At 53.6% G+C, this 24,722-nt stretch carries 19 protein-coding genes; 6 read left to right on the forward strand and 13 right to left on the reverse strand.

What is annotated here, in order from left to right; translation table 11 throughout:
• Positions 1-15: 15 nt before the first annotated feature.
• On the forward strand, positions 16-1,611 hold the full coding sequence (locus DFER_RS10870; RefSeq protein WP_015811682.1) for a RagB/SusD family nutrient uptake outer membrane protein: 1,596 nt from the start codon (positions 16-18) through the stop codon (positions 1,609-1,611).
• Positions 1,612-1,677: 66 nt separating this feature from the next.
• Here DFER_RS10870 and DFER_RS10875 read toward each other — a convergent pair whose 3' ends face one another.
• Positions 1,678-2,496 carry a class I SAM-dependent methyltransferase gene (locus tag DFER_RS10875; RefSeq protein WP_015811683.1) on the reverse strand — a complete coding sequence of 273 codons (819 nt, stop codon included), beginning with the start codon at positions 2,494-2,496 and terminating at the stop codon, positions 1,678-1,680.
• A 157-nt stretch (positions 2,497-2,653) separates the two neighbouring features.
• On the opposite strand from DFER_RS10875, the gene DFER_RS10880 reads away from it, so the two are divergent.
• From DFER_RS10880 to scpC, 4 genes are all read left to right on the forward strand, one after another.
• Positions 2,654-3,514, forward strand: coding sequence for a helix-turn-helix domain-containing protein (locus tag DFER_RS10880; protein WP_015811684.1), 861 nt, complete (start codon positions 2,654-2,656; stop codon positions 3,512-3,514).
• Between the two features lie 64 nt (positions 3,515-3,578).
• The gene (locus DFER_RS10885; protein ID WP_015811685.1) at positions 3,579-4,181 is read left to right on the forward strand and encodes a DUF417 family protein; all 603 of its coding nucleotides are present in this window, start codon (positions 3,579-3,581) and stop codon (positions 4,179-4,181) included.
• Between the two features lie 80 nt (positions 4,182-4,261).
• Positions 4,262-5,467, forward strand: a complete 1,206-nt coding sequence (locus DFER_RS10890) for a GTP-binding protein (RefSeq protein ID WP_041736328.1) — start codon at positions 4,262-4,264, stop codon at positions 5,465-5,467.
• Positions 5,468-5,637: 170 nt separating this feature from the next.
• On the forward strand, positions 5,638-7,107 hold the full coding sequence (gene scpC / locus DFER_RS10895; RefSeq protein ID WP_143828944.1) for a succinyl-CoA:acetate CoA-transferase ScpC: 1,470 nt from the start codon (positions 5,638-5,640) through the stop codon (positions 7,105-7,107).
• 45 nt (positions 7,108-7,152) lie between these two features.
• Here the strand turns inward: scpC and gdhA are convergent, their stop codons facing one another.
• Positions 7,153-8,469 carry an NADP-specific glutamate dehydrogenase gene (gdhA, locus tag DFER_RS10900; RefSeq protein WP_015811688.1) on the reverse strand — a complete coding sequence of 439 codons (1,317 nt, stop codon included), beginning with the start codon at positions 8,467-8,469 and terminating at the stop codon, positions 7,153-7,155.
• 201 nt (positions 8,470-8,670) lie between these two features.
• Between gdhA and DFER_RS10905 the strand changes: the two genes are divergently transcribed.
• On the forward strand, positions 8,671-9,207 hold the full coding sequence (locus DFER_RS10905; RefSeq protein WP_015811689.1) for a glycosyl-4,4'-diaponeurosporenoate acyltransferase CrtO family protein: 537 nt from the start codon (positions 8,671-8,673) through the stop codon (positions 9,205-9,207).
• A 44-nt stretch (positions 9,208-9,251) separates the two neighbouring features.
• On the opposite strand, the gene DFER_RS10910 is transcribed toward DFER_RS10905, so the two are convergent.
• From DFER_RS10910 to DFER_RS10960, 11 genes are all read right to left on the reverse strand, one after another.
• The gene (locus DFER_RS10910) at positions 9,252-10,520 is read right to left on the reverse strand and encodes a polysaccharide pyruvyl transferase family protein (protein WP_015811690.1); all 1,269 of its coding nucleotides are present in this window, start codon (positions 10,518-10,520) and stop codon (positions 9,252-9,254) included.
• Between the two features lie 29 nt (positions 10,521-10,549).
• Positions 10,550-11,812: a polysaccharide pyruvyl transferase family protein gene (locus tag DFER_RS10915; RefSeq protein WP_015811691.1), complete on the reverse strand. Its 1,263-nt coding sequence runs from the start codon at positions 11,810-11,812 to the stop codon at positions 10,550-10,552.
• A 48-nt stretch (positions 11,813-11,860) separates the two neighbouring features.
• Positions 11,861-13,561, reverse strand: a complete 1,701-nt coding sequence (locus DFER_RS10920; protein ID WP_015811692.1) for a RagB/SusD family nutrient uptake outer membrane protein — start codon at positions 13,559-13,561, stop codon at positions 11,861-11,863.
• A gap of 12 nt (positions 13,562-13,573) precedes the next feature.
• Positions 13,574-16,894, reverse strand: coding sequence for a TonB-dependent receptor (locus DFER_RS10925; protein WP_015811693.1), 3,321 nt, complete (start codon positions 16,892-16,894; stop codon positions 13,574-13,576).
• 82 nt (positions 16,895-16,976) lie between these two features.
• On the reverse strand, positions 16,977-18,095 hold the full coding sequence (locus DFER_RS10930; protein ID WP_015811694.1) for a FecR family protein: 1,119 nt from the start codon (positions 18,093-18,095) through the stop codon (positions 16,977-16,979).
• A gap of 34 nt (positions 18,096-18,129) precedes the next feature.
• Entirely contained in the window at positions 18,130-18,711 is a 582-nt protein-coding gene (locus DFER_RS10935; RefSeq protein ID WP_015811695.1) for an RNA polymerase sigma factor, read from the reverse strand.
• Between the two features lie 119 nt (positions 18,712-18,830).
• Positions 18,831-19,862: an SGNH/GDSL hydrolase family protein gene (locus tag DFER_RS10940; RefSeq protein WP_015811696.1), complete on the reverse strand. Its 1,032-nt coding sequence runs from the start codon at positions 19,860-19,862 to the stop codon at positions 18,831-18,833.
• A 49-nt stretch (positions 19,863-19,911) separates the two neighbouring features.
• Positions 19,912-20,307, reverse strand: coding sequence for an EthD family reductase (locus DFER_RS10945; protein ID WP_015811697.1), 396 nt, complete (start codon positions 20,305-20,307; stop codon positions 19,912-19,914).
• A gap of 129 nt (positions 20,308-20,436) precedes the next feature.
• Positions 20,437-21,468, reverse strand: a complete 1,032-nt coding sequence (locus DFER_RS10950) for a DUF6624 domain-containing protein (protein ID WP_015811698.1) — start codon at positions 21,466-21,468, stop codon at positions 20,437-20,439.
• 8 nt (positions 21,469-21,476) lie between these two features.
• Positions 21,477-22,757 (reverse strand): SBBP repeat-containing protein, encoded by a 1,281-nt coding sequence (locus DFER_RS10955; protein ID WP_143828714.1) that lies wholly within the window; start codon positions 22,755-22,757, stop codon positions 21,477-21,479.
• A 228-nt stretch (positions 22,758-22,985) separates the two neighbouring features.
• A complete protein-coding gene (locus DFER_RS10960; RefSeq protein WP_015811700.1) occupies positions 22,986-24,719 on the reverse strand; it encodes a RagB/SusD family nutrient uptake outer membrane protein in 1,734 nt (577 codons plus the stop codon).
• Positions 24,720-24,722: the final 3 nt, after the last annotated feature.

Raw genomic sequence — 24,722 nt, forward strand, 5'->3', positions numbered from 1 at the left:
ATTCTGACAGTGAACATGAAAAAGATCATATATTATCTCGCAGCACTGGCGACCGTATTCCAGCTGGCCTCCTGCGATGAATCCAAACTGGAACTGGAAAGCCAGAGCAGCTACGATTATAATACTTACTTCACCTCTTCCGAAGGGCTGAACCAGGCCGTAGTCGCGACTTACGCCACATTGCTGCACAACGGGCTCTGGTCACGCGAGTACTATTTCATTTTCGACCTCCTGGGTTATGAGGCCAAGAAAACGACCAACCTGCAAGGCGACATGGCGCAGCTGGCCGACTATTCGTTCGGGACGAGCCAGGCGCAGATCGGGCAGCTTTGGAACAGCCTTTACCGGCTGATCCTCCGGTCGAACGTGGTGATCGACCGGGCGGGCGTGTGGAACCCCACCACCCCGGCCGACCAGCAGGCTGCCAAGCAGTACATTGCCGAAGCGCGGTTTCTGCGGTCTTATGCTTATTTCAATATCGTCAATCTGTGGGGCAAGGCTCCGCTCATTACGGCCTACGACAGCACCGTGGCGAACAACTATCCGTCGCGTGCTTCCACGGAGGCGATCTGGGCTACCATTGAAAACGACCTGAAACTGGCCGCTGCCGACCTTCCGCTCACTTATGACGCGGCCACAGGCCTGGGCAGGGCTACCAAAGGCGCGGCGGTTGCATTGCTTGGGAAGTCCTATTTGTACCAGAAAAAATGGGCACAAGCCGAAACCACCCTCGCCCAGCTCACGAGCGCGCCTTTCACCTACTCGCTCGATCCCGCGTACGAAAACCTGTTCAGCTCCACCAACCAAAGCAGCCCCGAGAATGTGTTCCAGATCATGAATGCAAAATGGACCGACTGGGGAATCGGAAACCAGTATTATGTATTCGGCGGGCAGGAAACTTGGGGCGGCAAGGCTACGCACTCCGACCGCGCACAGGAATACGGTTTCAAGGACTGGTTCAACGTATACATTCCTACGACGATCGTCAAAGCATTTCAATACCCCAACCCCACGAACGGCACCAACTACACCGACCCGCGCGCCAAATTCACATTCTACGGCAGCAAAGAGAGCGGCGGCGACACTCAGTATTGCCAGAAATGCGCAGGCGGCCCGATCGACTTCCCATTCAAGGCCGACGATCCGCAGGGTTATTATGTTTGGAAAAAATATCAGTACTACAATGAAGTCGCGTCCTACGGCGGTCCTGCAAGCTCTATCAACGGCCAGGTAATCCGCTTTGCCGATGTGCTGCTGATGCTGGCGGAAGCCCACATTCAGCAGGGAAAAACGGGTAACGACCCGCTTGCGCTGATCAACCAGGTACGCAAACGCTCCGGCGCGGTGGCTTACACCACCCTCGGCGCGCAGGCCGACGCGATGAAAATCCTCATGCGCGAACGCCAGGTGGAACTGTGCGGCGAACAAACCCGCTATTTCGACCTGATCCGGTGGGGCATTGCGAAGCAGACGATCAATGCCCAGCGCGCAGCTGAGCCCGGAGACGGCAAGCAGCCATTCCAGGACAAAAACATGCTCTTCCCGATTCCCGATGTGGAGAAGAATTACAATCCGAATGTCGCCAAAGATGTGGGCGACGGCTGGAATTAAGATGCATCGTTAAAAAGCGCAGGCCAGGAAAGTTTTCCCGGCCTGCGCTTTTTAATTACCACTATATCAATACGATATCCCGATACCACCACCCGGATACCAGTGCTCTCGGGGCTCCTCGCGGAAGAATACGAAGTTGCGTCCGTTCTCGATCGAGAATTGCGACAGCTTATCGGTCACGTGCGAATTATCTCCCAGGATCACGCCCTTTTCCGTCAGCAGCGGCTTGATCGTCTGGTATTCGTTGTATTCGTAAGTAGCGGAGTGGTCGCTGTCGTTGATGAACAGGTCGATCTGTCTATCGAACGATTGCAGGCTTTTGATCGAATCGCCGTAGAGAATGTGGCCCACGGCCTTGTATTTGCCCGTGAGCAGGTATCCGGCTTCCGGGTTAATGTCGGTGCCGTAGTATTCGCCCTCGTGGCCTTCCGCTTTGTTTCTCAGCAATCCGGCACAAAGGATCACCGCTCCCAGGCCCTTATCGATACCGGTTTCGACGATCACCCTCGGTTTCAGAATGCGCACAAATGCATACCAGCCGAGCCTTTTGGCAAAGCCCGTCCGGAAATCCGCAAATGCCGTGTAGGGCGAACTTTTAATGGCTTCCACGACGTGGTTTTCCAGTTCCTTGTCGTGCTGCGCTTCTTCGATATATCCCATCACCCGCGCGAAAGGCTCGCCGGTCACGGCTGCGATCGTTTGTGCGAGATATCTTACATTGCCATCTTTGAGCTCATAGGTGTAGTTCGTGTCTTCCTTCGAACTGAAACCCCATTTGAGGATCTGGAGATACTTGGGGTTATAATAAGTGGTAGCGTACAAAACGCGCCGCACACCGTTGATCAACCTGTTTCTTTTTAACTTTCTTAAGATGGCACGTTTCATAAATGCTGTTGAATGCGTCGCATGGGATTTTTCGAAGGGCGAAGATAACACTTGATCAGAAAAATAAATGTGCATGGCTGATTTCACACCGGTTGGTAATGCAGGTCTGCCGTGATTAGCTTTGCCGGAAATACCAACGGAGCACAACGGACGACAAATGGATGAGGCATTTTCAAAGGCCGGAGAATACCTGATCGGGGTGAAAAAGCTGGATACAGGCCAATTGGCGAGTCCCACGCAATTCTCTGAATACACCATTCTCTTTATTCCCGAAGGCGAGGGCTTGTACCATGCCGATTTCGGCGCATTTCCGTACCGCGGGCCCGTTCTGCTATTCTCGACCCCGCTGCAAGCCATTTACCTGGAACAAAACGTTCCGGCCACGGTAACCATGCTGCAATTCCACGGAGATTTCTACTGCATCGAATATCACCGCACGGAAGTGGCCTGCAATGGCCTGTTATTCAACAACATCTACATACAGCCGTCGGTACCGATGGCCGGACGGGATATCGCCATTTTTGAGAATCTGCTACAAGACATCGACGCCGAATTCCGGCAGGAGCCTCCTTCCGAAATTGTCCTCCGGGCCTATCTCCAGCTACTCCTGGCAAAATCGAGCAGCATTAAGCTCAAACTGATCGAAAGTACTGACGACCCAAAGGAAAAAGACGAACAAATGGAGCAGTTCAGGCAGCTTTTGGACCAGCACTACCTCGATCTCCACAAGCCCAACGACTACGCCCGGCTCCTGGCAATGTCTCCTAATAATTTTTCCAAACGTTGCAGCAGGTATTTCCGGAAAACACCTTCGCAGCTGATTCAGGAACGACTGGTGCTCGAAGCTAAAAAGCAGCTTCATTTAACCAGGCAGAGCATCAAAGAAATCGCGTATGCACTAAAGTTCAGGGATGAGTACTATTTCAGCCGGTTTTTCAAAAAGGCGACAAAAGTATCCCCCCAGGCTTTCCGCGCGCAAACGGGCATTTCCATTGTGGCAGATTTGTCCAAGCCATAGCCATTTTCGTCCATGGCGGCCCGCTGGCGCACGATGTAATTTTGGTGCATCAAACCATTACATCATGAAAACTTCCATCATAAACAGTATCGCGAATCTCGACCAGTTGGGGAAAAAGCTGGTGCGCTTTGGCATCGTTGTCGTGTTCCTTTGGATCGGCGGGCTTAAATTCTTCACCTACGAGGCCGACGGCATTGTACCGTTTGTAGCCAATAGTCCGTTCATGTCCTTCTTTTACAGCCATCCGGGCGATTATAAAAGTCACATGAACAAGGAAGGTGAGCTCATCCCGGCCAATCACGAGTGGCATATCGCCAACAATACCTATGGCTTTTCCTACGCGCTGGGTACATTTCTGGTGCTCATGGCCGTGCTCGTAGCTTTGTACAAGGTTGCGCCGCTGCCGAGTCTGGTGGCGAGCCTGCTGATTTTCATCATGACGCTCGGCACGCTGTCCTTCCTGATCACCACGCCCGAAGCCTGGGTGCCTTCGCTGGGCGACGCACAATCGGGGTTCCCCTACTTGTCGGGGCGAGGGCGGCTGGTAATCAAAGACCTGGTCATCCTGGGTGGCGCCATCATCACCATGAGCGAAACGGCAAGGATTTACCTGGATCGCCAAAAGTCAAAAAATCAATTCAAGGTGCAACTCACGGAACCGCATTGATTACAAATGCAACAATGTTGCATTTTCGAAGTGAGCTTTATAATTTTGCAACATTGTTGCATAACCATAAAGCTACATTCATGAATCAGAAAAAAATGCCCGTGACCGTCCTCAGCGGGTTTCTCGGGGCTGGGAAAACTACTTTGCTGAACCACATTCTCCATCACCGGCACGGTTTGAAAGTGGCTGTGATCGTTAACGATATGAGTGAGGTGAATGTCGATGCGAGGTTGGTGGAAGGGCAGCATACGCTCAGCCGCACGGAGGAAAGGCTCGTCGAAATGTCGAATGGCTGCATTTGCTGCACGCTGCGCGAGGATTTGATGGTGGAGGTGGAAAAGCTCGCCAAGGAAAACCGCTTCGATTACCTGCTGATCGAGAGCACGGGGATTTCAGAGCCGGTGCCGGTGGCGCAAACGTTCAGTTTCGTGGACGAGCAGAGCGGCATCGACCTGTCGCGCTGGGCGACGATCGACTGTATGGTGACCGTCGTGGATGCGTACAATTTTGCCGCGGATTTCGGATCGCTGGATACCATTTCCGGCCGCTCGCTGAGCGATGGCGACGACCACCGCACAATCGTGAACCTGCTCACGGACCAGATTGAGTTTGCCAATGTCATTATCCTCAATAAAACCGACCTCGTGCCGCATTCGAGGCTGAAAGAGCTGCATGCGATCATCCATGCCCTGAACCCCGGTGCGCGGATCATCGAGAGCAGTTTTTCAAAAGTGGAAATCCGGGAGATCGTTAATACCGGATTGTTCGACTACGGGCAGGCGGAGCAGTCTGCCGGCTGGATACGCGAGTTGGAAAAAGTAGAAAACGGCGGCCATGTGCCCGAAACGGACGAATACGGCATCAGCTCTTTCGTATTTCGCGATGCGCGGCCTTTTCATCCCAAACGCTTTTGGGACTACATTCAGCAAAACTGGCCGGCGGGCATTATCCGCAGTAAAGGGTTGTTCTGGCTCGCATCGCGCGCCAGTCAGGCATTGAACTGGAGCCAGGCCGGCGGGTCGGTGCGGGCCGAGTCGGCGGGCGTATGGTGGGCCAGCATGCCGGCAGACCAGCGGCGGCGCTACCAGGCGTATATCGACAATCGAGACACGATCGAGGCTCGATGGGGCGAGTTTGGCGACCGGGTCAACGAGCTGGTGCTCATCGGACAAGACCTGAACCAGCAGCAGATCCTGGGCGAACTCGAAGCATGCCTCTGCACGCCGCGGGAAATAGCGCTTATGGAGAGCGGCGCGCGCTTCGCCGACCCCTTCCCCGGATTATGACGCAGATCATATCAGGACATAAGGCATGTCAAGTTTTTTGGCGCCGGATCGCGCTTATTTTGAGATAGGAAACCGATCTTAGTTATTGGAACGACATCCATCAACCTGAAAAACAAAACGTCATGCCCGATACATCCAGAATTAAACATACAAAACTTACTTCCAGAATAATGCCCGCCCGCGAGGCGGCCGCGCTCATCCGCGACGGAATGGTGATCGGCGCGAGCGGCTTCACGCGCTCGGGCGACAGCAAGGCGGTACTGCCCGCACTGGCCCAAATAGCCGAAAGCGAGCGCATCCGCATTACTCTCATGACCGGCGCATCGCTTGGGCAGGGAACCGATGGCGCGCTGGCCACCGCCGGCGCGATCGCCATGCGGCTTCCGTTCCAATCCGATCCGGTGATGCGGACGATCATCAACCAGGGCGGATTGCCCTACATAGACGAGAACCTGAGCGAAACGGCCGCCCACATCCGCAACGGCTTTTTACCGCCCATCGACATCGCGATCATCGAAGCGGCGTCCATCGACGCCGACGGCAGCATTGTCCCCACTACTTCGGTAGGTAATTCGGCCATTTTCGTGCAGCAAGCCAAATCGGTGATTGTTGAAATTAACCAGGCGGTGCCGGTCGAAATCCGCGGGATTCACGATGTGTTCCTGCCCGAAGACCCTACCGGCCGGGCCATATTGCCCATTACCGAAGTGTGGCAGCGCATCGGGCAGGATGTGATCGCCTGCGATCCTGAGAAAATAGCGGCGATCGTGTTCACGAACCAGAAAGACAGCCCGGCCGAAACGACGAGCGACAACGCGGCCGCTGACGCGATCGCTTCGCACCTGCTGCATTTTTTCGAACAGGAAATCGCCGTGGGCCGACTGACGCGCTCGCTCCGGCCCATCCAGGCCGGGATCGGCAAGATCGCCGACGCCGTGCTGAGCGGGCTCGCGCAAGGGGATTTCGAACACCTCACGATGTACTCGGAAGTGTTGCAGGACAGTACGTTCCGGCTGATCGACAGCGGCAAGATGGACTTCGCCTCGGGCAGCTCCGTGACATTATCGGACGACTGCTACCAGCGGGTTTTCGCAGATTTTGAGCATTACCGGCACAAAATCCTGCTTCGGCCGCAAGACATTACCAACGCCGCGGAAGTGATCCAGCGGCTGGGCATCATCGCGATCAATACAGCTTTGGAATGTGATATTTATGGAAATGTAAACTCCTCGCACATCTCGGGCAGCCACATTGTGAACGGCATCGGCGGCTCCGCCGACTTTGCGCAGAACAGCTACCTGAGCATTTTCGTGACCGAATCGGTGGCAAAGGCCGGGAGAATATCGCGGATTGTGCCGATGGTTACGCACGTGGACCATTCGGAACACGATGTGGATGTGATTGTGACGGAACAGGGGCTGGCGGATCTGAGAGGGATGTCGCCGAGGCAAAAAGCACAGGCCATTTTGCGCCACTGCGTACACCCCGATTACCACGATGTGCTGTCCGATTATTTCGAACGCGCCTGCCGGCGCGGCGGCCACACCCCGCATGCATTGGAAGAGGCATTCCGGCTGCATACGAACCTGGCCGAAACCGGATCAATGAAAGGACGTGTGCTAATGGATGCGGCAGAATAGTATAAACCCCGGCGTGTGCTCAAAAGCATTCGCCGGGGTTTTACATTATACGAGCCCTTGTGCGAGCATGGCGTCGGCTACTCTCACGAAGCCTCCGATATTGGCGCCCTGCATGTAGCTCAGGCGTCCGTCCGGTCGCCGCCCGTAACGCAGGCAGGTCGAATGGATGTTCAGCATGATATCCTGCAATTTCTTGTCCACTTCCTCGCGTGACCACGACAGGCGCAGCGAGTTTTGCGACATTTCAAGGCCAGACACCGCTACACCTCCCGCATTAGCCGCCTTTCCGGGCGCATACAGGATGTCGTTGCTTTCGAAAACCTCAATCGCTTCCGGCGTGCAAGGCATATTGGCGCCTTCGGCCACGCAGAAACAACCGTTTTTAACGAGCAAACGGGCGTCGTCCGCATTCAGCTCGTTTTGGGTGGCATTGGGTAGCGCAATATCGCATGGCACTTCCCACGGCGTTTTGCCGGCTACAAATTCACATCCAAACCTGGCAGCATAAGAGTCGATCCGGCCGCGCTCTTCGTTTTTAAGACGCATGATGTAGGCGAATTTCTCGGCGTCGATACCCTGCTCGTCGTAGATATATCCCGATGAGTCGGACAGTGTCACCACTTTTGCACCGAGTTCGATACACTTTTCGAGCGTGTATTGCGCCACGTTACCCGATCCTGAAATGACCACGCGTTTGCCTTTCAGGCTGTCGCGCCGCTGGTTGAGCATTTGCTGCACAAAGTACACCACGCCGTAGCCCGTAGCTTCGGGCCGGATGAGGCTTCCGCCGTAGCTGGCGCCTTTGCCGGTCAATACCCCGGTAAATTCGTTTTTGAGCCGCTTGTACTGACCGAAAAGAAAACCGATTTCCCTTGCACCTACACCGATATCGCCCGCGGGCACGTCGTTGTCGGAGCTGATGTGACGGAACAGCTCGGTCATGAAGCTCTGGCAGAAGAACATTACCTCGCGGTCGGACCGTCCTTTCGGATCGAAATCGGCCCCTCCTTTTCCGCCCCCCATGGGAAGCTGCGTGAGGCTGTTCTTAAATATTTGTTCGAAAGCAAGAAATTTGAGCGTGCTCAGGTTTACCGAAGGGTGAAAACGAAGACCGCCTTTGTAAGGACCGATCGCGCTGTTCATCTGAATACGGTATCCGCGGTTGATTTCCACTTCGCCCTGGTCGTTCATCCAGGGAACCCTGAAAATGATAACCCGCTCAGGCTCTGCGATTCTTTCGAGAATCTTGGCCTTCTGGTATTGCGGATGACTGTCAATGAATGGAATGATGGTTTCGGCGACCTCATGGACTGCCTGATGGAATTCATTTTCGCCGGGATTCCGATGGATGATCCCGCTCATGAAGGATTGTACTGAACTCAATGTCGGACTGGTTAGTATCTGGAATATTAATTGATATTGTTCGTCGAGCCTGCTAATATAATTTATAACGACCAAAAATCGGTAATGTCCCTGTTCCGTAACCGCCTCGCAGCGCAGCAGCTGTTTTGAAATCCGCCTGGTTTTTGGTAAGATTACCCGCAGTTACTACCACCCCTATCCATGCGAAAAACGCTCACTCTGGCGATTATCATCATTGCTACCATTGCCCTCGTTTACGCCGTGGCGTATTTTATTGATATGCGAGGCTTTTCGTTTGCCTGGATACTCAATTTTTTGCTAATGGGCTGCGTGCTTTGGTTTACCCAAACATTGAAAAGCCCGCTTTCGGGACCCTATTACCGTGCAAAAGCCTGGGAGCGCAGCGGGAAAATATATGAGTACCTGGGCATCAATTTTTTCAGGAAAGTGCTGGTATGGGTCGGTTGGGAAAAGCTGAATAAAAAGTCGAACCCGATTGGTAAGAATCCCCAGACTTTGCAGCAACTGCATTACAATACAAAGCAATCCGAGCTAGGGCATTTGATTATTTTTATCATCGTGCTCGGATTCAACGTTTTCGTGGCGATTGAATACGGGTTCAATAAATCCATTTGGTTGCTGGCATTGAATATCATGCTGAATTTATATCCGATATTACTGCAAAGATACAACCGCCCGCGCATCGAGCGGGCGATCAAGCTTAGTAGGCGCCGGTAGCGGGGTTTCCCGGGAAGCAACGGAGAAACCCCAGAAGCCCTTTTTCAAACCTTTTCAGCCAAAATCCTGAACGTTTCGTCATAGCGTTCCTTCACCTTTCCCATTGCGGTGGCCACCTGTTTCTGAGCGGCGGGGTATTGGGCGTTCACTTTCATGAGGCGGTCTGTGATCTGCCCGGCGGTGGTTTGTTCGATTTCGAATGTCCAGTCGGAAAGGCCGAGATCGTAGTACATTTGACCTTTAATGGTATCCTCGGGCTGGCGCAGGTAAAAGCACGGCGTTCCGTTGGTGGCGGCGATAATGGGCGAATGGCACTCGAAGCTCAGCACGGCCTGCGCTCTTTTGTACAGCGATGCGGCCTCGTCCGGTAACCAGTAGCCATGTTTCACGATATGCGGCTTCACGTCCGCAGGCAGCGGATTAATGAGCAGCTCGTCCATCACGTCCAGCTGGTAGGTCATTTCGGGACATACCACCACCTTCCCTTTCGTTTTGCGTACCCACGTCACCATTGCTTCACGGAGTTTGGCGTGGTCGATCTCTTTCCATTTGTCGTTGAGCTCGTCCACCTCGCGGATCCGTTCGGGGCTCCAACCGGCATTGTTAGGCCGGATTTTGTAATAAGGTGTCCGGCGCAAGCGCGGGATCACGCACAGGAACTTGCGGTCGGTCAGTTTGTTGTCTGCGATGAACTTGGCCGCAGCCGCATCGTCGTGAATGTCCATCGCGAATGTGGCGTCCGGTGCAAATGCGATGTGCTTACCTTCCAGGCCCGCCTCTTTCAGCTTTCCGATCGACGCGGTTTCGCGCGTGAAAATGAACGAGGCGTTCTGAATGATCCTTTTCAGGTCCGGGCTGATATCCTGGATGGTAACCCCGAAAATCCCGAAAGGCTTTTGGGTTTGCTTCTGCCAGCTATCCAGGTAATCGGCCGCGACGACCGACGGCCCCGAGCCGTGCAAGAAAAAGTCGGCCTGCGCAAATGCCTTTTTCACCTCTTCCGATTGCGGTTCGCCGGCTTTATTTACCTGTCCGTGAATGATCTGCAAATCGGGATAATGCTTTTTGAGCATACCTTCGGCGAAATCGCTCTTGCTTTTTTTCCAGAGGATCAGCTTCGCCTGCGGCAACCGCTTTTTAAGCAGGGCGATCAGTCCGGGCGTATGGGCGATATCCCCGATATTCACATCCTGCCAGCCCGATACAAACAGGATGGTCGGATCGGCTTTGGCTTGCGCTATTTTACCAATCATGAGCAGGCCCGCCATCGCGGCTGCGTTTTTGATAAAGTTTCTTCGGTTGTTCGAATTCATGGATGATGTTTTTTTGGGATAAATAAAAACTAACTCACGTATGGCTGCATCAATGCCATGGTTTCTTTCTGGCGCTTGTGCACAAATGCGAGCGCCTTTTCCACCTTTTGGGCAGTTGCTTTTTTATTGGTAAGCATATCGAGCACGGCAGGCACGAGGCGGTCGATGTCTTCCGGGTGATCGAGATCGAAAAGCCACTCGCCCAGGCCGATATCCCGCCACATGACACCCTTGCTGGTTTGCTCCTCAAACCTGCATACGATCGCCGGAATGCCGTTGCCAATGCACATGATGGGTGAATGCATTTCGATGCCAAACAGCCCAGCTGAGCGGACATAGGTGCTGATCGCCTCGTCCGTGAGCCAATATTCGGTCCGGAGCACGGTTTTCTGCTTCACATCGTCGGGCACGGGGTCGTACAGCATTTCCTTCCCGATGCGCATCTGCGTTTCGTTTTCCGGCACGATTAGAATCTTGTAGGGGGTTTGCCGGGCCACGGCGGCAATCGCCGCGCGGATCGGTGCGTTATCATGCTCCTTCATTTCTTCGTTGCGGGCGTGTTTGCCGGCATTGGGCTGCTGTTTTTTGCGGGGCAGCTCCCACCAGGGCGTGAAGCGCAGCTGCGGGATCACGCACACAAACTGACCTTCTTGCAGGTTATGGGTTTTCAGGAACGCCTCCGCTTTTTCGTCGTCTTTCAGGTCCACAGCGAACGCACCGTCGGGACAAAACTCCATAATGGGCGATTTCGCACCCTTATCGCGGGCGAATTCCAGCGAGGCCGAGTCCCGGAAGAGCGCGAATTTCGCTTCCGTCATAATGGTAATATCCTCGGGCCTGAACTTCCAGCGGTCGGCAGGCAGGCCGTATACCCCCGGGAAAGTGATGCCGTAAATGCCGTATGGCTTACCGGTCTGCTCTTTCCATAATGCAAGGTCCTTACCCCTCACCAACGACGGCCCGGAGCCGTGGAGCATGAATGCGCACTCATCGAATGCCTTTTTGATATCCGCTTCTGCGGTGATGATTTTCAGTTTCGGAAAGCGCTTTGCCAGCATCTGGTCCACGCCCTTGCCGATATCCACCGGCCACAAACGAATCTCCACATCAGGATAATACTGCTCCAACAGCGTAATCACACCGGGCGTGTGCCCGATGTCGCCGATGTTTTCTACCTGCCACGACGACCGGAGCAGAATACTGCGCTGCGCCGGCTGCCCCACGGCGTCGAACCCGGCGGCGATGCCCGATAATAATGCGCTGTATTTAAGAAATGTTCTTCTGGATTGCATGTTTCAAGATTTTCATGTCGATTGCATTGAAATGGACTGCCGGCATTATCAAGGGTAACCGGGATTCTGTTCGAACGTGGCACCGGTGTTGGCATCGATCACCTTCTGTGGGATAGGCCAGTAGCGGTTGAAATCCTGGATGGTGCCTCCCGACGACGGTCCGTTCGGCACGGAGGGTATGGAATTGTACTTGCGCACCCTGTCTACGAGCCTGCCCATGCGAATGAGCGTGCGAAGGCGGGGCTCTTCCACGATCAGCTCACGCGAGCGTTCGTCGAGGATAAAGTCTTCGGTCACGGCGGCGGCGGCGATCGGCTTTGCATTAGCCCGTGCGCGGACAATATTCAGGTCCGCGGCGGCCATGGCCAGGTCGCCTTTTCTAAAATGCGCTTCGGCACGCAGCAAATAGGTCTCTGCGACGCGCATCCGGCTGAAATCCTTCACCGAATTGCCGCTCAGGTTGTTGTTACCCATGGGCGTACCCTCGATTTTTCGGATATAGGGATAATATTGGCGCAATGTATCAAGCACGAATTTGGTCAGTGAGCCATCTGATTTGGTGGTGTAAAGCTGGCCGTCCGCGCCCCTTTTGGCCACAATGGGTTTGCCGAAATATTCCTTGTCCGCCGCGTTGTTGTAATAAAAGGTCCTGCGGATATTGTGCACCGAGTTGCGTATATCATTCGGATCGAGCTTCCAGATGTCGTATTTGATGTAATTGGTGGGCGAATTGACGCCGATGCCGCGCCCGAGGCTGTCGGACGGCAGGTTGGCCGTGCCGTTGGGCGATTGGATCTTGTCATATTCCGGCCCCCAGTAGCGGATGCTGATATTGGCCAGTGTGGGAGTGGAATAGCCGCCTGGCGTGAAATTTTCGAATTGCCAGGCCCACATTACTTCTTTGTTCCCCGACGATCTGTTGATCTGCCCATCGGCAAAAATGTCGGAAAACACGTCCCCGGGCTTTGCGCCCGCCTTGCCGAAACGCTGCGTCATAAGCTGGTAATCACCGGCTTCCTTGCTGATCACCTTTGTGGCCGCGGCAATGGATTTATCGAACCACGATTCGTCCTTCTTTTCCATACCCAGTGAAATATAAACCTCGCTCAGCAGGTGAAATGCCGCCGCGCGCGGGATTCTCCCGTCGGGCACTTCCATATTCAGCAATGTGGAAGCCGCTTCCAGATCCTGCGCCACGAATTCCAAAACCTCCATCCGCGTATTGCGCACGAAATCGAACCTCGGCTCCTCGATCCGCTCTTTCACAACAGGCACGCCTCCGTACACATTTGCAAGGAAATTGTAGGTATATGCCCTGAAAAACAAGGCCTGTCCCTTGATGTTGGCGCGGGCCGCATCGCCTATTTTCAGTTCAGGATCGTCGATGTTGTCCAGGATGAGGTTAGCACGGACGATCATCTGCTTGAATGCCCAATCCCAGTAAATAGCCGTGGCCTCAAGGTTCGAGTTCAGCAGGCTGTAATCCTTGTTACCCCGCGAATCGTTACGGCCCCACTGGCTTTGGTCCGTGCCTACGGTCATGTATTCGAAATTGTTGGACGCTATACTGTGTTCCTGCCGGGCAGCTTCGTAGAGCGACACTACCGCCGCATCGTACCCCGCTTCGTTCACGAGCAGGTTTTCGGGACTGAAACGGTCGAGCGGCACTTCTTCCAGGTAAGACTCTTCGCAACCGGTCGTCAGCCCGAGCGCACACAGGGTCAGCAAAAAGGAAATGTATCTTTTCATAATCAGTAGCTTTTAGAAAGAAATATTCAGCCCGGCAATGAAGGTTTTGAGCAAAGGCCCATTCTCCCCAGGCCCCCGGCCGCCGCCGCCGAATTCAGGGTCCCATCCTTTCCATTTCGTGATGGTTGCCAGGTTTTTGGCGCTTACATACACTTGCAGCGAGCCGATTTTCACCGGTTTTAACAATTTATCGGGTATGTTGTACGACAATGAAACGTCTTGCAGCCTGGCAAAGCTGCGGCTTTCGTAGAAACCGTATCCGAGCGGGTTTCGGTAGTTGATCCTCGGCCGTGTGTCGATCGGGTTGCCGGGCGTCCAGTAAGGCACGTCGAGGAAGTTGGCCTGGTCGTAAAAGTTTGTGCCCGGGTTCAGCATATCCATTCTGCTGTACCCGCCATGGCGGATGTTGAATGCGGCAGACAGGCTCAGGCCTTTGTAGCTCCACACGTTGGTAATGCCCAGATTGTACCGCGGCTGTGCATTGCTGATCACAGTGCGGTCCTGCGGAGTGATTTTTCCATCGGGCACGCCATCGGGGCCGCTAATGTCCTTGAAGCGGATATCGCCCGGCATAGCTCCCGGAATAAGGCTCAGGTCGTCGCCTTCCTGAAAAATTCCATCAAAAACGTAGCTATAATTGCTCATGAGCGGATGTCCGATAAACCAGCCGCTGGCAATGTCGTCGTCCTCGCGGCCGTCGTTGTTCACGTCGGCGCCGGTCAGTTTCACGACCCTATTCCGGTTGAACGAGAAAGCGAGGCTGGTGTTCCAGGTAAATCCGCCGCGTTCGATGTTGGTGCTTTTCAGGTCGATTTCCAGACCGTGGTTTCTTGTCTGGCCTACATTCCGCAGAAACTTCTCAAATCCGTTGGTGTTGGGAATGGCCTGTTCGAGCAACAGGTCATAAGTCCGCGTCCAGTAGTAATTCACCGAAGCGCTGATCCGGCTGTTAAATACCTGCACGTCGGCCCCGATGTTGGTGCTTTCCGAAGTTTCCCAGCCCAGACTCGGGTTAGCGAGGCTGCTCGGGCTCAATCCGACAGACGTGGCGCTGCCATCGCCAAACACATAGTTTTTCTGTTCCACCTGGCTCAGGGAAGCGTATTCTTTCACGCCGCGGTTTCCGTTCCGCCCCCAGGAAGCCCTCAGTTTCAAAAAGTTGATTTCCTTCAAATCGTGCATAAATGCTTCCTCGGTCACATTCCAGCTCAGTGCAACGGCCGGAAACACCCCGAATTTCTTGCCTGCCCCGAAGGCCGAAAAACCGTCGCGCCGGATGCTCACGGTGGCCAGGTACTTGCCCGCCACCGAGTATCCGAGCCGCGCCATGCTCGAAAGCTGCCGGTTTTTAAGCGCCGACGCATCAATGTTGAACCCCTCCCCGATTTCGAGCGCATTGTAGCCCAGTGCATCATTGAAAATGTTCTGGCTCGAAAGCATCGAGGATTCACTTTTCTGCTCATAGGCACCGTACAATAATGTCACGTCCAGGCTCTGGCGCGGGGTGATCTGCTGCTTGTAGCTGATGATGTTCTCCACTGTGATATTTTGCCGCTCACCATGGTATTTGGAGCCGGAGCCGAGCCGGTTCAGCGGTTCGTAGGATGGGTTGAATTTAAATTCTTTCGAATCCGTACGGGTGTACGCCGCATTGAGCTTGTAGGAAAGTCCATTCCAAATGCGTACATCGGCGAAACCATTGGCAAACAATGCGTTGGTAATCGATTTCCGCTGGTTCAGGGCATGGCCGATCAACGGGTTGGCAACAAGGCCAATATCCTGCGGTAACGGTCGGGGCGATTTGCCGTCGTCCAGAAAAAGGCTGGCAAATGGGCTCAGGTAGGTCGTAGCGACGAGGTCCGCACGTACGCCCGAGTCGTCGCGGGAAGTGAAGCCGGAGTTGACGCCCAGTTTCAGCCAGTCGGTCGCATCTACCGAAAGGTTAAGCCGACTGGAAATCCGGCTGAAATTGTCGCCTTTTACCGGCGACTTGGCTTTGAGATAGCCGCCGGAAAAGAAATAGCTCGTCCGCTCGGTTTTCCCGGATACGCTTAGCTCGTAATTGGACATCGGAGCCGATTGTCTGATTTCCTCAAAAGGCTTGATTGACCTTCCTGCGGCGATGTTTTCAAGCTCCACCGGCTGGAATGGCACCGGTCCGCCGTCGGCGATCTCCGCATCTTTGCGGGCGGCGAGATATTGCTCCGCATTGAGGAGTTTGGGTAAAAAAGCATAATCCGAAGCGCCTACGTAAGTGTTGAATGAAAACACCGGCTTACCGGACTTCCCCCGTTTGGTGGTCACTTCGATCACGCCATTGGCGGCCAGGGAGCCGTAAATAGCAGTGGAGCTGGCATCTTTGAGCACGTCGATCGACTCGATATCGCTCGGATTAATGTCCGACAGGCTTCCACCGGCGTAGATGATGCCATCCAATACGATGAGCGGGGCGGTGCTTCCGGAAATAGAGTTGATACCGCGGATACGGATTTCCCCCGCCTGGCCCGGACGGCCATTGTCGGTAACCTGCACGCCGGCCGTGGTTCCCCGCAGTATTTGCGAAGCATTGGTATTGGGTTGAAGTTTCGTCTGCTCCACATTCACACTCGCGATGGCGCCGGTGAGGTCACGTTTTTTGACAGTGCCATAACCCACTACCACCACTTCTTCCAACGCTTTGGTATCGGGCTTCAAAACGATGTCCACCTGTGTCCGTGAACCGACTTCCACCTCCTGAGGCAGATAGCCCACAAAGGAAAATACCAGCAAATCAGCCGATTCCGGCATTTCCATTGCAAATTTCCCGTCCACATCCGTCACGGTTCCCGCCTGCGTCCCTTTCACCACGACGCTCACGCCGGGCAGCCCGGCGCCCGCTTCATCGGTTACTTTGCCTTCTACCCGGCGCTCCTGCGGGCGCATTTGCTCCGACGCGGGGTGCGCTGCGGGCGCTATGCCACCCGTTTTCTGGTCCGGCTCCGCCCGCGACAGGATGATCTGCCTTCCCGCGACAACATAGCGCACCTGCACCGGTTTCAGGATCAGGTCCAGCACCTCGCCCAGGCTTCGGTTTTCAGCATTTAACGTCACGCGCTGTTGCACGGGCACCACCTGCGGGCTATACGAAAATTTGATCTCAGCCTGCTTTTCGATCAGATGCAGCACCGATTTAAGACTTTTTTCCTGAACGGTAATGGATATACTTCGATTGAGCAACTCCTGTCCGGCGGCCGTTCGCGCCCAGGAAAGGTGGATGAATCCAAGCACCAGCAGCAGTGGGCCCACGGTGGTCCTCATGCATTTGAATGCATAATGTGCGGCGAGTTTTTTCATAGTATCCGCTGATTAGGGTTAGATGTAGGCAATAGTTTAGCTTTCCCGCCGTGCGGCGGGATATCAGATCAAGCATCGAGAATTATCGGCATTCGCCTCCATGAATGACTACCTGGCCGTCGAGCTTCTGGTAATCCGCATTGATGGTCGTGCAAATGACCCGCAGTTTCTCTTCAAATGTTTCGGTTTTGAGCGAGGCGCTGAGCTCGCAATTCTTCAACTGTTCCCGGTTGTACAGAATGGAAATGCCGTAGGCTTTTTCCAAATCCCCGATCACCCGGGTTACCGGCACGGCGTCGTATTCGAATGAAGGCATCTCATTCTCAACACCGATCACCCGCGGTTCGGAGACGATCGACTTGCTGAACTCCTCGGACCGGCGCGAGAAGACAGCTTGCTGGTTGGGGAGCAGCAGTAATCCGCTTGCATCCTGCACATTACCCTTTTCGGGCACATCATCTTTCGAAACCGACACCTGCCCGGACTTCACATTGACCAGCACCTTGCCCTCTGCATCGAAGGCCCGCACGGTAAATTGCGTGCCCAATACGCGGGTCACCACCTCGTTGGCATACACCAGAAAAGGCTTGCGGATGTCCCGCGTGACTTCGAAATCCGCTTCGCCGGAAAGGTATACCACCCTGGAAGCGCCATCCCAGGAAGGATTAAAGCTGATCCGGCTGCCCGGTGCAAGCCGCACCACGGAACTGTCGGATAGTACGATTGTTTCGACGGCGCGGCTCCGGTTGACCCGCTCGGTGTATTTGCTTTGCAAACCGGCCATTCGTTCCGCGTAATAGCTTTCGGAATCGTGCCGGCCGTGCCACCAGTAGGCCAGCAAGCCGCTCAGTACCAGCACCACCGCCGCGGCCATCCACCGCACGCGGCCAATGCTCCTTACAGGAACCGAATACTGACGGTTGGTTTCGCGGATTCTGGCCAGAAGCGCCTCGATTGCCTCTTCGGAAATGACTTGCCCCGCGTAGTGGCTCAATCCGAGGCGGATGGATTCCAGCAGGTAAACGGCCCTGTCCCATTCATGGCGATTCGGCGGGTTACCGGCCAGCCACGTTTCCCACAACAGCGCCGTCTCCGGAGTCGGCTCCAACTGGTGGTTAACGAAATGGTCTGAGAGCAGAAAATCGGCCGTCGAGTAGTTGTCCAATGCGTGGTCCAAGGTGCTATGCTTTTTCGCGTTCATACATAGATGACGGAAACCGCAAATAGTACTCAGTTTAACCCAAAAAAATATTAAAAAAGTGAATAACAGTCAGGACGATCCAGCCGCGGAGCTTCTCCACGGCACGGGAAACGAGGTTCTTGGCGGATTGGGTATTCATTTCGAGGATGTCCCCGATCTGGCTGTAATTCAGGTTTTCCACAAACCGCAGCTTGATTGCCTCCTGCTGGCGCTGCGGAAGTTTGGAAATGAGCGCGGTGAGTTTATCCTGCCGGGAAGCGGCCATGTCGAGTTCTTCCAGTATCTCGAAATCCTCGGCATCGAACATTTCGAGATCGATTTCCGACAAGGGCGTGAAAGGCCGCTCCTTCCGTTCCAGCAAATGCAGGATACGCGTTTTTAATGCTTTGAGCAGATAGTATTTGACATGCGCCGGCACAGACAGCCGCTCGCGCTTGATCCACATTTCCGTAAAAACATCGTGAATGCAGTCCATAACAAATGCCTCCGAAGCAGCCACCAGGCTGGACCCGTAACGGTACATATCCTTGATATAAAGGCGGTAAAGCTTCGTGTACGCTTCCTCATCCCCTTCCTGAAATGCCTTCCAGAGCTCTTGTTCGGTTAATTCAGGCAATGTAGCTGGTCAGATTAGTGAAAAGTTGCGGCCGGTGCAATGAGCTAACGACCAGCATTAAGAGATGGCTGGCGGGTAGTTTTACTGCTGCCGACGCATTTTCAGCGAAATAGAAACGGCTACTTGATCAGCTTATTGGACACAACATATTCCGACAGCTTCCGGGCGAATAGCTGGGCGCCCTGCTCGCTCAAATGGCACACGTCGCAAAACATTGTCGAATCTTTGGGAAGCACCGCCGACATGTCAAAGAAATAGGTATGGTATGTGTGATGTGCCTTTTCCAGTATTTCGTTGTGCACGCGAATGCCCTTCTGCACATTCTCGGGTTTGCCCCAGGTCGTAACGGGCGACACCACGAAGCAGGGCGTGAAGTATTTCTTATCCGTTTCCTCACCCGTCAGTTTCACTCCCTCAGGGAAAAAGTTGGCATATTTTACCAGGATAAGCGGCTCCTTCCGTTCGTTGGCGAAGCTGGCAATGGCGCCGATGTTGTTTTCGTACGATTTGGCCGTTTTGATGTCGCTTCCGTAAGAAGCCAGTTCCGGATCAACCACGTCGTTGCTGATGTATTTCCGGTGCGATAATTTGTCTTTGATCCCCTTCACCACCCTGTGCACCACGTAGGGCGTAACGGTGAAATTCATTTCGGGATGTGCGCGTAATAAATTGACTTCATCGTACCATTTAATGTGGCTGTAATCCTCATGGAACAGCTCGGCGGAGATATTATTGGCCCTGTTTTCATTAATGGCCTCGTAATAAATAACCAGGTCGAAATGATGGTCGTCCATCAGCTTGTACTTGATCACATTATCGAGCGAGTTATGCCCGGGCATGGCTACATTGAAAAAATTAAACTTTTCAATGCCCGGATAAGCTTTCTGAAATAGCGTATCGAGGCGCTTTTCCATGCGTGACCAGTCGGTATTAACGACCGACCCGCCAAGTATCAATATATTTCGCGCCTCCTTATCGTCCGGCGGGGGCGCCATTTGATCAATAAACGTGTAATATTTCTTTTGCAAATAGTTGCCGGGAAGCCAAAACGGGTAACCAAAAAAGAATAAGGCTGACCTGAATGCGAGTTCAGTAAATAGCAGAAGCAGGCCAATTGCCGTCACCGAAAGCAAAATTCTTCTGGAAATCATTGTGCGTTTGTAGAGAGTAAAATAATATCGAGGATGGTGGCGCCTGGTCCTATTTGACGACTTCGCTCACCAGAATGACCGGAGTAACGTCCGTGTAGTTCTTAAAATCGGCACGAAATGCGTCACGCTGCGGAGCAACAGCCGCCTGGTATTCGCTCAGGCTTTTTACGTAAAAGGTTCCTATTGCCAGATAAGGTAACGGTTGATTGGGAATACCGCTCGAAAGCCCCTTTTCAATGGTATATTTCACCAGGTTCGCCCCTAAGAAACTGGCTACCATGGGCATGTGTTTTGTTTCGTAATATTCCATATTGAAGGTTTTACCCTCGGAATACGGATACATAATGGAAATCTTGATCAGCCCTTTTTCCGGAGACTTTTCCTGACCCAATGCAACAAAACAGGTCGCTACAAACAAAATAGATAAAATAAGCTTCAATTTCATGGCTAATTAACTTAAAGTTACAAACATTTAATTGCTTGTAATATATGCAATAAATTACTTTCTCTGCTTGCGGCACAGTTGATGAAAATCGCCGCGCAATCAGGTAATCATTTTCAAACCGCTATCTACTCAACGTAAGCGGTTTTTTTTACCATTTTGCTTTTGAAAACAATCATACTTTTCCAGCGCCTCTTCGCCCAGCAGTTGTTTCAAATCCTGCCGGTAAGTTTCCGGTTTCCAAACAATTTTCCAATGCGCCGCATATTCTTTTAAAGGCTCCAAACCCGCTTCCTTCCTTCGTTGGTCAACCTGAATGGGATCGGACACCGGCAACACGTAATAGCGGTTTGTTTTTTCATCCAATCCGATCTGACTTCCGTAAATCTGGCAGCGGCCCTGCCCCAATGCAACCCGGTCTTCGAGCAGAGCCAGCGAACTGTTTTGCGCTGCGCCGCGCTTTACGGCATCCCGCATGACAGGCAGGTATTTTAATTGCGTTGGAATATCCGAATGTTGCAGGACCAGAAACAGCGTGTTGCCGTGCGTTGCAATTACCTCCGGCCCGGGCCAGCCGTGCGTATCGAGTATGTTCGTCACAATGCCGATGTTAATGCTGTCGGCTTTGATGATTCTCGTGTTGATATCGTGCACCTCGGGAGAATCCATGCCATATTTATTAATGGTATCGTAAACGGTCAAACGGTATTTCTGATCGCTTGCAAACACCGAATCCAGCACGGCAATCAGCCGGCGATCGTATTTTGCTTCCTTTAAATCCTTGTTACCTTTAATCAGCCCGATGGCTTTTTCCCACCTCGGATCAGCCCTCAGGTTATGGAGCGTCGAATCCGCCAGGACTTTGTCCAATTCATCATACTGCACCCGCTCTATAATCCTGAAAAGATGGTAAAACGCACTGTCCGCCTCATGTACCATCGCCCATGCCGACACGGCCGTGTAACGATGGTGCAGATACCCCACACCGCCATTTCCAGCAAATGCACGATTGAACAGCTCACCTGATTCCCGGTATTGCTTTGCCTGGAAGAGCGAATCCGCACGCCCGACGCGCGCTGCATAATCCGCACCGAATTGCTGACCGGAACATTCGCCGGTCAATGCTAAAAACAATGCAAAAATCACCAGGGCAATTTTGTTCATTGCATTTGTTAAAAATCGCCGCCGATCGCAAACATATTCACCCAGCCGGCGTCGTTCCGGGCCATTCCTCCATAAGTAAGCGTGCCTTTATAGTAGCCGGAAATGAAAAGCTTTCCGTTTGGGTTGACTGCGATTCCTGTCCCGATGATCGATTCGGAACTGCGTGGCAGCTGCGCCTGCTGGATGATGCCGTCGGAATTGTATTTGAGGATCGCCGATCCCAACTTCACCACATACGCATTGCCGGATTTGTCGACGTCCACCGCCGTGCCGCTCCCATCGAATTTGAGGATTTGCTCCCAAAGCATGTTGCCGGCGGCATCGAGTTTCACCAGGCTTCCGCCGGGCGCGCCGTTCTTCAAAGCGAATATATTGCCTGAACCGTCCACCGCCACGTCAAAACCTCCGGACGACACATCGCCTCCGAATGCTTTCATCCACACGAACTCGCCCTGAGAGTTGTATTTGGCCAAAAACACATCGCCCTCACCCGGCAAGGTGCCCTTCGAAGTAACGCTGGTGTTGCCGAAAGTGGTGGTGCCCATAAAGAAGCCTGTCACGTAAACCTCCCCCGTCCGCTTGTCGGTAGTGATGCCATACCCCGTATCGCGGCTGGCCCCACCGCCCGACTGGACCCATTCAAAGGCGCCGTCGGTGCTGTATTTGACGATAAATGCATCGAATTCTCCGGCCGACTGCTTGCTGGTATTGCCGAAAACGCCCGTGCCCTGGTACTCTCCCGTTGCATAGGCATTGCCGTTCATGTCCACGGCAATGGCCTGCCCGCGCTCTCCGCCGTCGCTCCCGTAGGCGCGTATCCACTGGAACTCGCCTTGGGTGTTGTACTTGACGATAAATGCGTCGGCGTCGCCATGGGAAGTGATCGCGATGTCGCCGGAGGTCAGAGTCCCGTAAAAATCGCCCGTTACGTACACATTCCCGCTGCCGTCCACTGCAATGCCGCGGCCCTCGTCAGATTTCGGCCCGCCCAGCGTCCGCGACCATTCCAGCTCGCCGTTCGGTTTGTATTTGGCAATGAACACATCGTTGCCTCCCACCGCCGTGCCAAATTCCGTGGTGCCGTAAAATGACCCCGACACATACACATTGTCGGCATTGTCCATCGCTACGTCCAGCCCGAGGGAGTTCGGTGCGGAAATCATGGCGGGTAGCGGATTCAACGCCGGTTTATCGGCATTATGAGCAGGCTCGGGCACGATCTCGCCGGTTTCGGATTTTTTACATTGCCAAAGAACCAGGCACAAAATGGCAGCGTACAGGAATTTCATGATCACACGCATCGAAGTTTAAAAACCGGCGGGAGCTTCATAAAATCAGCTCCGTCGGTAGCAGTTATACTTGCACAGACAAAGAACCGAGGCAGCAATGTTGCATCCGGCCCTCATTTTTATCAACAACGTGTTACAAAATGCATTACCGGGAACTGTCTCAACAAGCAAAAGCAAGCCGCTGCCCCGGTTTTCACCCGAACAGCGGCTTGAAATTTTCGATTGAAATTAATATCCCGGATTCTGGCGCATGTTCACATTTGAAGTCATTTCCGTCACCGGAATCGGCTGGGCGTAGTCGGTTGCGTTCCATTGGATGGGGCCGCCGCGGACTTTCTGGTAGTAAGCGGCTTCCTTGTCACCGATTTTCCAACGGCACACATCGAACCACCAGTTGAACTCCCCGAAAAACTCGGCCCAGCGTTCGTATTTCAGCGGATCGTTTTTCAGGACATCGTCGGAGGCCTTGGTAGCGTCCGTGAGGCTCTTGTAATCCATTGCCGACGGCTTATCTACCGGCAGGCTGTACGCGCGGCGCTTCACCCTGTTGATGTATTCCAGCGCACCGGCATTGTCGCCCGTGCGGGCAAGCGTTTCGGCGTAGAGCAGGTAAATGTCGGCCAACCGCAGCCAGAGGATATTGCTGCCGTTTGCCCGATTGATTTCCAGCTCTGTTCCGTTCAAATTGATGTATTTCCGGAAACTCCATGCCTCCATATCCAGCTCGTTGATATCCAGATAATGCGAAATGGGCCGCTTCGTGCCGCTCACCACCATCGAATCGACGTAAGGTTGCAGGCAGGCTACCCAAAGCCGCGGATCGACGGTTTTATTGTTTCGCGCGGCGATGGATTTGGTGATATAGGACTGATCCACGTTCGAGATGTTCGGCGACGTCGTGCCGGGCTTGAAATAATGGCCTTCGTCGAAGCCGAAACGGGTGATATTTTTCGCGTGCGGAAACACGTTTGACCAGGCCGAAGCAATGGGCGTGCCGTTAGCGCCGACATACGACGGCGATATCAGCGTTCCCATCATCGAGCCCATAGAAAGGTCTGTGGCGCCCGCGAAGCTCATGTCCACATTCAGGTTCAGCTCGAAAAGCGATTCGGAATTGAACTCGTTTTGCCCGTTAAACATCGTTTTGTACACATCAAACGGTACCAGCGACTTACCGCTCTCGGTGATCACATTGCCGAGTGTGGTTTTGGCATTATTCCAATCCTCCGTAAACACGTAAGTTTTGCCCAAAAACCCTTTCACACCCCACTCATCGACCTTGTGGCGATCGGTAACAGCGGTCCATTTCTGGCCTTTCAGCAAAGTTTCGGCTTGTTTGAGGTCATTGATGATAAAATCCCAGCATTGCCGCACGGTGGAGCGCGATACCTGAGTTTTGGACAAATCGTTTGCCACCGTTTCCTGGATCGGCACGCCCATCATATCGCCGCCTTTGCCGTCCACGATGAAGCTCTCGCCCCAGAAAGTGGTCAGGTAAAAGTAGTACCACGCCCGCAGGAACAATGCCTGCCCTTTGATCAGGCTGATAGCCGCCTTATCGGCCTCGGTAGCATTCTGGTTCACCTTTTCGACGCCCGCCAGCAGCGTGTTGCACCGCTGCACGCCGCGCCAGAGATCAGGCCAGATTTGCAGCAGGAAGTTATCGCTCGGCAGCGCATTGTTTTGCGCCATCTGGATCCAGTTTGGTGAGCCCTGCCAGCTGAGATCGCAGGTGTGGTCCCACAGATAGGTGCTGTAAGGCCCCATCGCACGCCCGAATGTGCCCGCCGCGTGTTGCGTCGCATAGGCACCCGCGAGGAGCTGTTCTAGGTCCGAAACTTTGGTGGGATAGGCCGAAGTAGCAATGGCCGTCGGGTTTTCGACATCCACAAAACTTTGTTTACAAGCCGCCACAAGCCCCAACATGACCAGTAACGACAGTTTAATGCATATTTTCATCATTCG

Source organism: Dyadobacter fermentans DSM 18053 (assembly GCF_000023125.1).
GTDB classification, from domain to species: domain Bacteria; phylum Bacteroidota; class Bacteroidia; order Cytophagales; family Spirosomataceae; genus Dyadobacter; species Dyadobacter fermentans.